The sequence below is a fragment of the Pseudomonas parasichuanensis genome (assembly GCF_021601385.1).
GTDB classification, from domain to species: domain Bacteria; phylum Pseudomonadota; class Gammaproteobacteria; order Pseudomonadales; family Pseudomonadaceae; genus Aquipseudomonas; species Aquipseudomonas parasichuanensis.
Genome location: NZ_BQHO01000012.1, coordinates 129,890 through 143,449, shown reverse-complemented (window position 1 = coordinate 143,449; position 13,560 = coordinate 129,890). Strand labels below are relative to the sequence as shown.

Sequence of the window (13,560 nt, the reverse complement as noted above, 5' to 3'; positions counted from 1 at the left end):
TAATCTTTTTGACTATCAGTCCGTACTCACAAGCACCCACACGAATTGCTTGATTCAATTTGTTAAAGAGCGTTTGGTTAAGAGCCTTTCGTCTCAACCGAGGCGCGCATTCTACGCTTTCCTCATTTGCTGTCAAGCGTTTATTTTGAAGTTTTTTTCCGAGAAACTCGTTTAGCTTCAACCGCTTAACTCGCCGCGATCTCTCGTAGCGGGAGGCGAATCATACAGCTTTACAACCTGCTGTCAACCACCTCGCTGAAGTTTTTTTTACGAAGCTGCTTATTTCAAAACACCTTCAACTTCAACAACTTACTGCTTGTCTCGCTGCGTTCAACGCTGCAAGGAGGCGAATAATACGCGCTTTGAATTCAGAGTCAACACCTTGATCTTGAAAAACTTTCGGACAGCGCCTGGCAACTATTGCCCGCCCCTTTCGCTCTGTAGATAAACACCCTGCGGAGCCTGGCAATCATGAGCGATGCACAAAGCGACAAGACCCCTGGCCTGTCGGCGGACGAAGAGCAGGAAGCAAGCCACAACCAGCCACCCCGCGCGGCCGTGCTGCACGAGATCATCCGCTCCCAGGGCGACCAGGAACTGGAGCGCACGCTCGCCGCGCTGTGGTGGTCGGCATTGGCAGCCGGTTTGACCATGGGCTTGTCACTGATGGCGATGGGCTTGTTCTATGCCCGGCTGCCCGAGGGCGACAGTGCCCAGGTGATCGCCAGCCTCGGTTACAGCGCAGGCTTCCTGGCAGTGATCCTCGCGCGCCAGCAGCTGTTTACCGAGAACACCCTGACCGCCGTGCTGCCGGTCATGACCACCCCCACCCTGGCCAACCTCGGCCGCCTCTTGCGGCTGTGGACCGTCGTCCTGCTCGGCAACCTGGCCGGCACCCTGCTGGTAGCCTGGGTGATGCTCGAACTGCCGATCTTCGACAGCAAGACCGATATTGCCTTCCTCGACGTGGGCCGCAAGGTCATGGAAAACGACCTCAACCAGATGTTTGCAAAGGGCATTGTCTCGGGCTGGATGATCGCCACCATGGTGTGGATGATCCCGTCCATGGAGCACGCCAAGATCTGGATCATCCTGATGATCACCTACCTGATGGCGCTGGGCGACTTCACCCATATAGTGGTGGGCTCGGTCGAGGTGTCCTACCTGGTCTGGGCCGGCGAAGAAACCTGGCGCACCTTCTGGCTCGACTTCGCCCTGCCCACCCTGGCCGGCAACATCATTGGCGGCAGCTTCATCTTCGCCCTGATCAGCCATGCCCAGGTACGCAGCGACAGTGGCAAGCCGCCCTCGCAGCTATTAAAGAAAGGCAAACCACCGGCGAACGAAAACTAGCTAACGCGCAGCCACCGCCCGCTCGGCAGACCTGCCCTGCCGACGCAACGGCTGCGGTCGCCACCAGTTCTGACCGGCGTGCGGCGAATCGAGGCTGACCCGCTCGCCCATCTGCGGGGTGCTCAGTTGTACCTGCGCGGCATTGGCCAAGGCCAGAATCCGTTCGAACGGTTCCTCCCAAGCGTGAATGGAGAGGTCGAAAGTACCGTTGTGAATCGGCAGCAACCAACGCCCACGCAGATCCAGGTGGGCCTGCAGGCTCTGCTCTGGCTGCATGTGCACATTGGGCCAGGCCAGGTTGTAGGCCCCCGTCTCCATCAACGTCAGATCGAATGGCCCATAGCGCTCGCCGATTTCACGGAAACCTTCGAAATACCCGGTGTCACCGCTGAAGAACAGCCGCAGCCCCTCGTCGATCATCACCCAGGACGCCCACAACCGCCGATTGCTGTCGAACAGCCCGCGCCCGGAAAAGTGCTGTGCAGGCGTAGCAATAAAACGTACCCCTTCGATTTCGGCCTGCTGCCACCAGTCCAACTGCCGCACCTTGGCCGCCGGCACTCCCCATTCGATCAGCAGGTCACCAACGCCCAGCGGCGCGAGGAAGTGCTCGGTGCGTGGCGCCAGGCGGCGAATCGCGTCTTCATCAAGATGATCGAAATGATCATGGGAAAGGATCACCGCGGTCAGCGCTGGCAAGTCATCGAGCGCCAGCGGTGGCGCGTGGAAGCGCAAGGGCCCGGCCCACTGCACCGGCGAGGCGCGCTCGGCAAAGACCGGGTCGGTAATAAAGAAGCGCCCGCGTAGCTTGAGCAGCACCGTGGAGTGGCCCAGCCGCCACAGGCTGTGGTCCGGTGCATCGAGCACCTGCTGGCGGGTCATGGGCTGCAGGCCTGGAGGCAAAGCCGGGCGGGTCTCGGGCGGTTTGCGCAGCAGCAGGTACTTGAAGCCGATGCGCAACTTCTTCCACACACCGTCCTGGGGCAGTTCGGCCTGGTTATGAAAGCGCCCGTCCCGGTGCGGGGCCGGCTCGCCGGCGGATGAAACCATGGGGGCCATGAGCAGGAGCACTCCGAGCAGCAAGAAAGCCTTCATGTTACCCCACGGGGTTTGCATCAACCGTGAATTGGCTTGCAAGGCCATTCTTAGCCCATGAACGATTGTTCAACAATATTCACACCACTTATGCGATAAACGGCGCATCTCAGAAGAACGACAAGCATGATCGACAACCGCAGCGGCAAGGGGCTTTCTTTCGTCAGGCGTATTTACCTGCCGCGCATCATCGGCCTGGGTATTGGCCTGTTCAGTGTCATGGCCGCCGTCGCGCCGTTACAGTTACCGCAATGGGCCTGGGCTTTGCTGCTGTTCAACGGCATCGTCTGGCCGCACCTGGCGTACCAATGGGCACGTCGCTCGGCCACCCCCTACCAGGCCGAACAGCGCAACCTCATGCTCGACTCGATGATGGGCGGCTTCTGGACCGCTGCCATGCAGTTCAACCCGCTGCCCAGTGTCACCATCCTGTCGATGATGACCATGAACAACGTCGCCGCCGGTGGCAAGCGCATGCTGCTGCGCGGCCTGCTGGCCCAGTTGGGCGGCATGGTCCTGGCCAGCGCGCTGCTCGGCACCGGCTTGCAGATGCAGACCACACCGTTGCAGGTCCTGGCCTGCTTGCCGATGCTCACCCTCTATCCGCTGGCATTGGGCTGGGTCTGCTACCAATTGGCAATCAAGCTGGCCGAGCACAAGCGCCGGCTCAGTGCCCTCAGCCGCATCGACAGCCTCACCGGCCTGCTCAACCACGGCTCATGGAAAGACCTGCTCCTGCTCAAGTTCCAGGCCTGCCAACTGCAACAGCTGCCTGCTGTGATTGCCCTGATCGACATCGACCACTTCAAGGCCATCAACGACACCTACGGCCACGTGGTCGGCGACTGCGTGCTGCGCCAGCTGAGCCAGGAGCTCAAGCGCAACCTGCGTGAAGACGACCTGGCCGGGCGCTATGGTGGCGACGAATTCTGCGTGATCCTCCCCGGCGCTCGGCAGGCCCAGGCCTGTCTGGCCATGGAGCGCCTGCGTGAACAGGTAGCAGCCTATCGCAACCCGCAGCTTCCGGACCTGCGTATCAGCCTGAGCATCGGCCTGTCGGCCTTCCACCCAGGCCTGCACACGCCCGAGCACTGGCTGGAAGAGGCCGACAAGGCGCTTTACACCGCCAAGCATCAGGGCCGCGATCAGGTCAATTTCGCCCACGGCGAAGTCACTGCGCTCAGGCTGGCCTATCCTGACTGAACCTTCGTCCAGGCCCTGGGCGTAAGGCTGCAGTTCAAGGAGCCGCACGTGTATGGACAGGAATGTCGACCGCTCTGCCACCCGCCCCACCTCTCACCTGCAGGTACGCCGCCTGGTCGGCGGTTTCTGCGCCCTGTTCAGCCTCGCCTGCCTGATAGCCCTTGGCGCCCTGTTCAACATTGCCGCCACCCTGGACCGCCAGGAGCAGGAGCGCAGCAGCTTCCAAGCCACCCAGGCACTGGAGCAAAGGCTACTGGCCTCACGCCAGTTCCTCTCCAGTTACGCGGTATGGGATGCCGCCTACGAGCATCTGGCCGGCAAGGTCGACTGGCAATGGGCCTATGAAGAGAAGAACGTCGGCGAATCCTTGTTCAGCGCCAGCGGCTACGAAGGGATATTCGTGGTCGAGGATGGCGGCACCACCTACGCCTTGTTCAAGGGCAAACCCACCGACTCACCCGCCACGGCCTACCTCGACACGCCGCTCGCGCCGATCCTCGCACAAGCGCGCAGCGCGGCGCCCGCACGCGAGCAGATCACCCAGTTCGTGCGTTTCAACGGCTGGCCGGCAGTGCTCATCGCCGCAGCCGTTCGCCCAGACAAGGATGTGCGCGAAGACGAGGTCCTTCATGCACCCGTCATGCTCTTCATCGACCAGTTGACCGAGGCCAAGCTCACCCACCTGGGCGAAGGCGCCGGCCTGGCCGGCATGCGCCTGGAGAAAAATGCGGGAACTGCCCGCCAGCAGCCGCATATCGACCTGGGCGATACCGGCTACCACCTGGCCTGGAACAGCCCGCAACCCGGCCACCAGTTGCTCTGGGCCTTCCTGCCACCGCTGCTTGGCGTGCTGCTGGTGATCGGCCTGGTGCTCCTGTACCTGTTCCGCCATGCCCTGCACAGCTCCCAAGCCATCGACCAGAGCCTGTTGCGCCTGCAGCAGAGCAACCAGGCGCTGGAAGCCAGCGAACAGCGTTTTCGCGCCGTCGCCGAAGCGGCATCCGACTGGATCTGGGAAACCGACCGGCATCACCGCCTGACCTATCTGTCGCAACGCTTCGTCAATGTCACCGGCTACCGCATCGAAGACTGGCTCGGCCAGCCCCTCAACCAACTGCTGTCCTGCGACACCACGCCCCTGCTGCCCTGGCTCGACACCCAGACCGACAGCGACCCACAGCAAATGGCCAACCTGCGCTGCAGCTACTGCGACCCCAACGGGCAAAGCCGCTATTGCCGGATCTCGGCGCGCTCGATCCTGTTCGACGGCCGCCTCGCCGGCTTCCGCGGCACCGCCAGCGACATCACCGACGAAGTTGCCGCCCATGCACGCATCCAGCACTTGTCCATGCATGACGCCCTCACCGGCCTGGCCAACCGCAACAAGCTCTCGCGCCACCTGGAGCAAGCCCTGCTGCGTGGCAACGACAGCCCGCCACTGACCCTGCTGCTGCTCGACCTGGACAGTTTCAAGCTGATCAACGACTCCCTCGGCCATACCGCTGGCGACGCGGTATTGCAGGAAGTCGCCGCGCGCTTGCGCGATGCCACCCGCGACGATGACCTGGTGGCGCGCCTGGGCGGTGACGAGTTTGTCCTGGTGCTGCATGGCCTGGACAACCGCAACGAGATCGACCGTTTCTGCGCACGCCTGATCGAACGCCTGCAGCAACCGATCCTGTTCGACGAGCAGCCCTTGCACATCGGCGCCAGCCTGGGGATCGCGCAAACCCGCACCCAGGGCTTCGATGCCGGCGAGCTGATCCGCTGCGCCGACATCGCCCTGTACCAGGCCAAGGCCGACGGCAAGAACACCTGGCGCTACTTCTCACCAGAAATGAACCAGCAGATCCAGTACCGTCGCCAGCTGGAGAACGATCTGCGCCGCGCCATCAAGCAGCACGAATTCGTGTTGCACTACCAACCACGCTATCGCCTGGATGACCTGCGCATCGTCTCGGTGGAGGCGCTGCTGCGCTGGCAGCATCCCCAGGAAGGCCTGCTCGGCCCCGACACCTTCATTCCCTTGGCCGAACAAACCGACCTGATCGTCCCGCTGGGCCGCTGGGTGCTTGGCGAAGCCTGCAGAACCGCCCGCGAGTGGCCCGATGAACTGCTGATCTCGGTCAACCTGTCCCCGGCGCAATTCTTGCGCAGTGACGTGGTGGCCGACGTGCGCGAAGCCCTGCTGGAAACCGGTTTCCCGGCCCAGCGCCTGGAGCTGGAGATCACCGAGAACGTCATGCTCAACGACATCGAAGGCGCCCTGGGCACCATGCTCGCCCTCAAAGAGCTGGGCGTGCGCCTGAACATGGACGACTTCGGCACCGGCTACTCATCGCTGGGCTACCTGCGCACCTACCCCTTCGACAGCATCAAGATCGACAAACGCTTCATCGCCGGCCTGAACAACCAGAGCGGCAATGACCGGGCCGTGGTGCAGGCGATCATCAACCTGGGCAAGGCCATGGGCCTCACCGTGACCGCCGAAGGCGTCGAAACCGAGCAACAGCTCAAGGCGCTGGGCAAGGAAAACTGCCATGAGGTGCAAGGCTACTACCTGAGCCGCCCGGTGGACCGTGAAGGCTTCGAGGCGCTGCTGGCAGGGCATGAGCAGCGCCACGATGCCGGCTGACGGGGGCTCAGCGCAGGCGGCGGTCGGCGACGATTTCCGGCAGGTCGGTGCGCCGCAGGTACAGGCGCAGCGGCTCGCCGATATTCAGCCGGTCATCCACATGCTGGTCGAGCAACAACGCCAGGCGCTCGCGGCACAAAGCCATGCGCTGCTCGGCCTCGGGCCGCCAGACGAACTCGTTGCAGGGGGTGATGCTGTCGTCGGCCACGTCCATGCCGAAGGCGTCTTCAGAAAAACGCACGATATGGGTGCCGCGCTTACCGTGGAAACCGACGAAGCCCTTGAGCTGATCGGCGGCGTTGCAGATGTCCTGGGAACTGATGGCCATGACGTAACCTCACAAAAAATTCGGAAGTGACGCACGCCGGGCGGGAACGGTTGCCTCTGGCGGGCAACGCGCGGATGCCAGCCTACCGCAATTGCCCAGGATTTTCAGCCCAGCGGCGGGTCGACCTGCGACGCGAGCAACGCCGCCAGCCAATTCATGAACGCCTGGACCCGCCGCGGCACATGGCGCTGCCGCGCATACAACAGTGACACCGGCATGGCCGGTGCCTGCCAGGGCTCGAGCAGTGATACCAGCTCGCCACGCTGCAGGTGCTCGGCAACGCCCACCGCCGGTACCTGGATCAGCCCGAGGCCCGCCAGGCAGGCGGCGGAATAGGCCTCGGCGTTGTTGACCGTCACCACCCCGGCCATGGCCTGGAAGCGCAGTTCGCCGTCGTGCAGGTACTCGAAGCCCTGGCTGCGCGCTCCGAGGCTGCGCACGTAGTGCACCAGCTGGTGCTGTGCCAGGTCTTCGAGCCTGCGCGGCACACCGTGGCGCTCCAAGTAGGCGGGGCTCGCGCAGTTACGCATGCTCAGGTACCCCACTGGCCGGGCGACCACGTCCAGGTCGCTCAATGCGCCGATGCGCATCACGCAATCAAAGCCCTCACGCAGCAGATCGACCTGGCGGTCGGTACAACTGATCTCCACTTCAAGCCGTGGAAACCGCTCGAGGAACTGTGGCAGTGCGGGCACGATGACTCGCCGCGCCATCATGGTCGGCAAGTCGATGCGCAGGCAGCCGGCAAGCTGGCTGTCGTCGGCGCGGAACAGGCTCTCGATCTCATCCATCCCCGACAACAGGTCCTTGCTGCGCTCGTACAGCAGCACCCCGTCCTGGGTAGCCTGCACCCGGCGCGTGGTGCGGTTGAACAAGCGCGTGCCAAGCAATTGCTCCAACGCCCGCACCTGCTCGGAGACGGTCGAGCGCGGCAACCCCAGGCTGTCGCCGGCCAGGGTGAAGCTGCTCAGCTCGCTGACCCGAACGAATGTGCGCAAGAGCTCCAGCTTGTTCATCGGCCACCTCGACTGTCCAGAAAAGACGAACAGTATTTCCGGTTTCGCCGGATTTAACAGCCTTCGACCGATCAATAACCTGTTCGCAACAGCCACCGCCCATGAGGTAACCGACATGACTCGCAAGATTGCCCTGATCACTGGCGCCAGCCGCGGCCTGGGCCGCAATACCGCCCAACACCTGGCCGCTCGCGGCATCGACATCATCGGTACCTACCACAGCAAGGCCGACGAGGCCCAGGCCGTGGCCGCCACGCTGCAAGCGGCCGGTATACGCGCCGCCATGCTGCAACTGGATGTCAGCGACAGTTCGAGCTTCGCCGCCTTCATCGAGCGCCTGGGCGACACCCTGCAGCAGTTCGGCCGCCGGCAGCTGGACTTCCTGGTGAACAACGCCGGGATCGGTTTGAACGTCCCGTTCAGCGACACCAGCGAGGCGCAGTTCGACCAGTTGCTGAATATCCAGCTCAAGGGCCCGTTCTTCCTGACCCAGCGTTTGCTGCCATTGCTCGCCGATGGCGGGCGCATCGTCAACATCTCCACCGGCCTGACCCGCTTCGCCCTCCCCGGCTACGCCGCCTATGCGGCGATGAAAGGCGCAATGGAAGTGCTGACCCGCTACCAAGCCAAGGAACTGGGTGCCCGTGGTATTCGCGTCAACATTCTTGCCCCGGGCGCCATCGAGACCGATTTCGGCGGTGGCGTGGTGCGTGACAACCCGCAGGTCAACGACTTCATCGCGGGCAATACCGCCCTGGGTCGGGTCGGCCAGCCCGACGACATTGGCGCGGCCATCGCCCTGCTGCTCGAAGACGGCAACGGCTGGATCACCGGCCAGCGCCTGGAAGTCTCCGGCGGCATGTTCCTCTAATCACCACCCAAGGCCTGGTGCAGGCTGGCCAACGCCGGCAGCGCCAGGGCTTCGCGGGTCAAACACAGGCCGATCCGGCGGCGCAGCGCCAGCCCAGGGCCTGGCTGCCAATACACACCCGGGTGGCGCTCGGCCAACGACTGCGGCAGCCACGCCGTGCCCAGGCCGGCAGCCACCATGGCCAGAGCCTGTTGCAACGAAGCGGCCTGCCCCACCTGCTCACCTTCGCCATAGGCGGCCATCAGGCGCTGGTGCGACGGGTGCTGCGGGCAACTGATCCAACGCCCATCGGGCTGGCTACCGGTGGCCGACACCAGGACGAACGCCTCCTCCCACAACGGCAGGAACAACTCGTCCTCGCAGCGCTGCGCCTCGTCGGCCAGCCGCGCATCACCGGCGCAGCCCTCGAGCAAGGTCAGTTGCAGCCGCTCCACCGCCTGGTTGGCCAGGCGCACACAGGCCTCGACCTGGGCTGGCGCGATATCCGCCTCGACCCCCAGCGTCAGCGGCACCTGTTCGCGGCCCTGGCGAAAACGCAGGCGCAGGGCGTCTGCCTCGGCCACCATCCGACAAGCCTGGGCATAAAGCGCGCGGGCCTGCTCGGTCACCTCGACGCCACGGGCCTGGCGCACGAACAGCTCGGCCCCCAGGTCATCCTCCAGTTGGCGAATGGTCACCGACAGCGTTGGCTGCGCCACACACAGGCGCTGGGCGGCCAGGGTGATGTTGCGCTCCTCGAACACCGCGATGAACGCTTTGAGATGACGAATATCCATAGTTAAAACCGATGCCAACCAAAGAAATAAGCCGTTTTTCAAGGTTTGAAGCACTGCCTAGAATTGCGACCATCGAAAACGATTATGCCTCGGAGACCATCATGCACAAGCCCCTCATCATCATCACCGGCGCCAGTTCCGGCATCGGCGCCGCCACCGCCCGCCTGTTCGCCGCCGCCGGCCACCCGCTGCTGCTGATCGCCCGGCGCATTGAGCGTTTGCAGGCGCTGGCGCTGCCCAACTGCCTGTGCCGTGCGGTGGATATCCGCGACCGCGCGGCGCTGGTTGCCGCCGTACACGAGGCCGAAGCCTTGCATGGCCCGGCCGATGCACTGGTGAACAACGCCGGTGTGATGCTGCTAGGGCAAATGCACGAGCAAGACCCTGAGCAGTGGGAGCGCATGTTCGACATCAACGTCAAAGGCCTGCTCAACGGCGTGCACGCGCTGGTCGGCGGCATGCGTGAGCGTCGCCATGGCACCTTGATCAACGTCAGCTCCGTGGCCGGGCGCAAGACCTTCCCCAACCATGTGGCCTATGTCGGCAGCAAATTTGCCGTGCATGGCCTGTCGGAGAACCTGCGCGAAGAACTGGCGCCGCACAATGTGCGGGTGGTGACCATCGCCCCGGGCGCGGTGGAAACCGAGTTGCTCGGGCATACCACCGATGAAGGCATCAAGCGCGACTATCAGGCATGGAAGGCCAACGACATGGGCGGCGTGGTGCTGGCCGCCGAGGATGTGGCCGGGGCGATCCTGTGGGCGTACCAGCAACCGCAGCAGGTGTGCATTCGCGAGATCGTGCTGGCGGCGACCGCGCAGCAGCCTTGAGACGGGTGCAGATCTAGGACGCACCAAGCTGGCGAATGCGCATGCGCCCTCTCCCTGTAGGAGCGGCCTTGTGCCGCGAAAGGGCTGCGTAGCAGCCCCGGCAATCTCAAGGTGTATTTGAAATCCTGGGGCCGCTACGCAGCCCTTTCGCGACACAAGGCCGCTCCTACAACACAATCAAGCCCGCAGCTTCACCGCGCCACCTGATCCTCACGCACCTGCACGCTCGCCGTCATCCCTGCGCTCAGGTTCACCCCCTCGGGGATCTGATCCAGCTGAATCCGCACCGGGATACGCTGCGCCAGCCTCACCCAGTTGAAGGTCGGCTCCACCTCCGGCAGCAATTGCCCGTCGGGCGTCGAGTTGCGGTCGGTGATGCCCCGGCTGATGCTTTGCACATGCCCGCTCATCGCCTCACCCGCCCCCATCAGCCACACCTTGACCGGGTCACCGACGCGAATGCGCGGGAGCTTGGTCTCTTCGAAATACGCCTGGATGTAGAAAGTGGCATCGTCCACCAGCGCCATTACCGATTGCCCGGTGGTGACGAAGTTGCCCTCGGCCAGGCGCAGGTTGGTGATGTGGCCGCTGCGCGGCGCGCGCACTTCGCTACGGGCCAGGTTGATCTTCGCCACCTTCAACTGGGCCTCGGCCTCGTGCAACTCGCCCCGGGCAACGGCCGCATTGATCTGGGCGTTCTCGCGCAGCTCGGCGCTGATCGCCTCGGGCCCCAGGGCCGTGCGCCGCGCCGCCTCGCGCTCGCGCAACCGCACCTGCTGGGTGCGGGTCTCGACCACCGCGCTGGCCTGGTCGAAGGCAGCCTGGAACCGCTCGCGGTCGATGCTCATCAACAGGTCACCGGCCTTGACCTGCTGGTTGTCGTGCACCTTCAGCGCACTCACCCAGCCGGACACATCAGGGGCGATCACCACCACGTCGGCGCGCACCCGGGCATCCCGGGTCCAGGGGGTGAGCATGTAGTACTGCCAGAGCTTCAAGCCTGCGAAGACGGCGAGGATCACCACACACAAGGTGACCAGGATACGTACGGCTGTACGCATGGACTTACTCCTTACAGAGGACCTAGCGAACGTACCACCAGGTACAGGACACAAACGAACAATGCCGCATCGAACAGCGCTTCGTGCCAGATCCAGCGCCCCAGCGGTGTGGCCTGCACAACAACGCGCAGCAGCCCGGTCAGCAACAGCGCCAGCACTACATAAATCAGAAACGGGCTGAGCAGCACGCCACCCAGCGCCCATTCACGCAACCCCATGGGCATCCTCCTGCCAACGGCACCATTTGCCCCAGCTCTTGCGCAGTTGCAGCACCGCACCCTCGGCCAGGCGCAGCGCATCGCTGGGCGGCTGACCATGCATCGCCTCGACGAACTGCGCGCTGGCAACATCCAGGCGCTGGCCACGGCCCGGTGCCGGGCCGCTGGCCAGCACCGCCTCGAGCTGCTGCAGGTACTGGCGCTCGGCGTTGGCCAAGGGCGCCTGGGCCACGGCCAGGCACATGCGCAGGTGCACCAGTTCGTCACCGATATCCAGGCTGTGCAGGCCCTCGTCCCAACGCTGGCGCTCAGTCTCTGGCACTTCGCTGGCGTGCCGGGCGAGTTGCATCAGGCGGTCGGCCATGCGCCCGCCAAACCAGGTGTCGGCACCGCGCAGGTCGCGCCGGGTCAGGCGCACCAGGTCGCCCAGGGTCGCCGCACGCAAGCGCCGCCCCAGCCAGGCCGGGTGACGCAGCACCACAAGACGGAAAGCCAATACCGCGGCGCTCACGCCAATCAGCATGGCCAGTGCGCTGTTGAGCATGCTCGCCACATCGAAATGCATGGCGTTGAGCGGTGCCACCAACACGATGAAGTGCAGGCAGTAAGACGTGGCGGTAGCGCCGGTGCGCGGATGGGCCATACCCAGGGCGCCGAAGAACAGCGGTACGCCCATGCCCAGGCAGAGCATGGCGAAGCTGCTCCACTGCGGCAGCAGGATCTGCCCGACCAGGAACGCCACGGGTACCGCCAGCAGGATCCCGCGCAAGAAGCTCAGGCCGATCTGCGCGCCGTTCTCGCGGCTGGCGAACAGGCTGCAGACCACACAGGTCAGCACCAGGCCACCCGGCGCCGAGGGCCAGGCGGTGGCCAGCCAGAAACTGCTCATCACCAGGAACGCCAGGGCACTGCGTGAGCCGAACAGCAGGGCCAGGGACAGGTCGCGGTGCACCGCCAGGCCCTGCACCTGTTCTTTGGGTGCCCGGCCCTGCTCCACATCGGCGAGCGCCTGGGTGGCCGCCATGGCGTAGTCCAGCAGCAACGCCAGGCGCGCCAGGCAGTAGTGTTCGGCGGAACTGATGTGCGTGTCCTGGGCGGCATCCCACACCCGTTGGCGCAACACCAGCAGGCTGGCCTGCTCGGGGGTGGCCAGCAACGTACGCACCTCACCCAGCCATGGCGCCAGGTGCCCGGCCTCGGTTTCGTCGAGCTGGCGCCACTGCCGGCGCACCGAGCGCGAGATGCGCAGCAACACCATCAGCTTCTGGCTCAGCCCCTGGATCGCCTTGGCCCGCTGGCGGCCGAGGCTGCCTTCGAACCAGGCATGCTCGCGCTGGGCGTCGATCGCCACGATGCGCCCGAGGCTTTCCAGCAGCCCTTTGCGCGCTTCATCCTCACCGCCCAGCATGGCGCTGGCCGCCTGCAGGCCGTTTTGCCAGGCCTGCCGCGCCTGGCCGGCAAGCTGCTGCTCGACCCGCATCGGCCAGATCAGCGCGCTGGTGGCGGTGGCGCAGCAAATGCCCAGGCAGATCTCGGTACAGCGCGCCACCGCCTGGTCGAACACCTGCAATGGGTGGTCGATCGCCGGCAGGGCGATAATCGCCGCGGTGTAGCCGGCCAACACGAAGGCATAGGCCCAGGCGCTGCGCAGTTGGGTCGAAGCGGCGGTACACAGGGCCAGCCAGAGCGCCAGCGTCAGCAGGAACAGCCAGGGCGTCTGGGCGAACATACCGATGAACACCACCGACATGAAGGTACCGACCAGCGTGCCGGCCAACCGTGCCAGGCCCTTCTGGATCACCATCCCCGACAGCGGCTGGGCAACGATGAACGCGGTCATCAGCGCCCAGGCCGGCTGCTCAAGGCCCCAGCGCATCGCCAGCCACAACGCCAGGCCACCGCCAAGCAGGGTCTTGATGGCGAACTTGAGGGCGAGGCTGCTGGGTGCGAACAGGGCCTGGAAGGTGATGGGCACGAATCGGACCTTGCGGGAGGAGACGGTATGAGAAGAACGATAGACAACTGGGGGGAGGATAAAGTGCGGACGATTAATTAGCTAGCTAATCATCTAGCATTGGCGCACGCCCTTGTAGGACCAACTGTCTTGCCCAGATTCTAAAAAGCCTACGCGATTCCTGTGGGAGCGGCGGTTCGCCGCTGCGACTTGCCCGCGA

The 13,560-nt window shown here is 64.4% G+C and carries 12 protein-coding genes; 5 read left to right on the top strand and 7 right to left on the bottom strand.

Annotated elements, in window-relative coordinates; genetic code table 11:
- The first annotated feature begins 471 nt into the window (after nucleotides 1-471).
- Nucleotides 472-1,353, top strand: coding sequence for a formate/nitrite transporter family protein (locus tag L6D77_RS12415; RefSeq protein WP_232885303.1), 882 nt, complete (start codon nucleotides 472-474; stop codon nucleotides 1,351-1,353).
- Here the strand turns inward: L6D77_RS12415 and L6D77_RS12410 are convergent, their stop codons facing one another.
- The gene (locus L6D77_RS12410) at nucleotides 1,354-2,448 is read right to left on the bottom strand and encodes an MBL fold metallo-hydrolase (RefSeq protein WP_232885302.1); all 1,095 of its coding nucleotides are present in this window, start codon (nucleotides 2,446-2,448) and stop codon (nucleotides 1,354-1,356) included.
- Between the two features lie 126 nt (nucleotides 2,449-2,574).
- Between L6D77_RS12410 and L6D77_RS12405 the strand changes: the two genes are divergently transcribed.
- Together L6D77_RS12405 and L6D77_RS12400 are read left to right on the top strand one after the other, a co-directional pair.
- Nucleotides 2,575-3,651, top strand: coding sequence for a diguanylate cyclase (locus L6D77_RS12405; RefSeq protein WP_232885301.1), 1,077 nt, complete (start codon nucleotides 2,575-2,577; stop codon nucleotides 3,649-3,651).
- Nucleotides 3,652-3,703: 52 nt separating this feature from the next.
- Nucleotides 3,704-6,286 (top strand): bifunctional diguanylate cyclase/phosphodiesterase, encoded by a 2,583-nt coding sequence (locus L6D77_RS12400; RefSeq protein ID WP_232885300.1) that lies wholly within the window; start codon nucleotides 3,704-3,706, stop codon nucleotides 6,284-6,286.
- 7 nt (nucleotides 6,287-6,293) lie between these two features.
- On the opposite strand, the gene L6D77_RS12395 is transcribed toward L6D77_RS12400, so the two are convergent.
- A complete protein-coding gene (locus L6D77_RS12395; protein WP_232885299.1) occupies nucleotides 6,294-6,614 on the bottom strand; it encodes a DUF2025 family protein in 321 nt (106 codons plus the stop codon).
- A gap of 104 nt (nucleotides 6,615-6,718) precedes the next feature.
- Nucleotides 6,719-7,630, bottom strand: coding sequence for a LysR family transcriptional regulator (locus L6D77_RS12390; protein WP_232885298.1), 912 nt, complete (start codon nucleotides 7,628-7,630; stop codon nucleotides 6,719-6,721).
- Between the two features lie 115 nt (nucleotides 7,631-7,745).
- Here L6D77_RS12390 and L6D77_RS12385 point away from each other — a divergent pair, with 115 nt between their 5' ends.
- Entirely contained in the window at nucleotides 7,746-8,501 is a 756-nt protein-coding gene (locus L6D77_RS12385) for an SDR family NAD(P)-dependent oxidoreductase (RefSeq protein WP_232885297.1), read from the top strand.
- On the opposite strand, the gene L6D77_RS12380 is transcribed toward L6D77_RS12385, so the two are convergent.
- Nucleotides 8,498-9,277 (bottom strand): LysR family transcriptional regulator, encoded by a 780-nt coding sequence (locus L6D77_RS12380; protein WP_232885296.1) that lies wholly within the window; start codon nucleotides 9,275-9,277, stop codon nucleotides 8,498-8,500. The genes L6D77_RS12385 and L6D77_RS12380 overlap by 4 nt on opposite strands.
- Before the next feature lie 101 nt (nucleotides 9,278-9,378).
- Here L6D77_RS12380 and L6D77_RS12375 point away from each other — a divergent pair, with 101 nt between their 5' ends.
- Nucleotides 9,379-10,107 carry an SDR family oxidoreductase gene (locus L6D77_RS12375; RefSeq protein ID WP_232885295.1) on the top strand — a complete coding sequence of 243 codons (729 nt, stop codon included), beginning with the start codon at nucleotides 9,379-9,381 and terminating at the stop codon, nucleotides 10,105-10,107.
- A 191-nt stretch (nucleotides 10,108-10,298) separates the two neighbouring features.
- On the opposite strand, the gene L6D77_RS12370 is transcribed toward L6D77_RS12375, so the two are convergent.
- From L6D77_RS12370 to L6D77_RS12360, 3 genes are read right to left on the bottom strand one after another with little or no spacing between them, the layout of a single operon-like run.
- Complete coding sequence (locus L6D77_RS12370) at nucleotides 10,299-11,168, bottom strand: efflux RND transporter periplasmic adaptor subunit (RefSeq protein ID WP_232885294.1); 870 nt, start codon at nucleotides 11,166-11,168, stop codon at nucleotides 10,299-10,301.
- Nucleotides 11,169-11,179: 11 nt separating this feature from the next.
- Entirely contained in the window at nucleotides 11,180-11,386 is a 207-nt protein-coding gene (locus L6D77_RS12365; protein WP_232885293.1) for a DUF1656 domain-containing protein, read from the bottom strand.
- On the bottom strand, nucleotides 11,373-13,361 hold the full coding sequence (locus L6D77_RS12360; RefSeq protein ID WP_232885292.1) for an FUSC family protein: 1,989 nt from the start codon (nucleotides 13,359-13,361) through the stop codon (nucleotides 11,373-11,375). Before L6D77_RS12360 ends, L6D77_RS12365 begins: the two co-directional genes overlap by 14 nt.
- Between the last annotated feature and the right edge of the window lie 199 nt (nucleotides 13,362-13,560).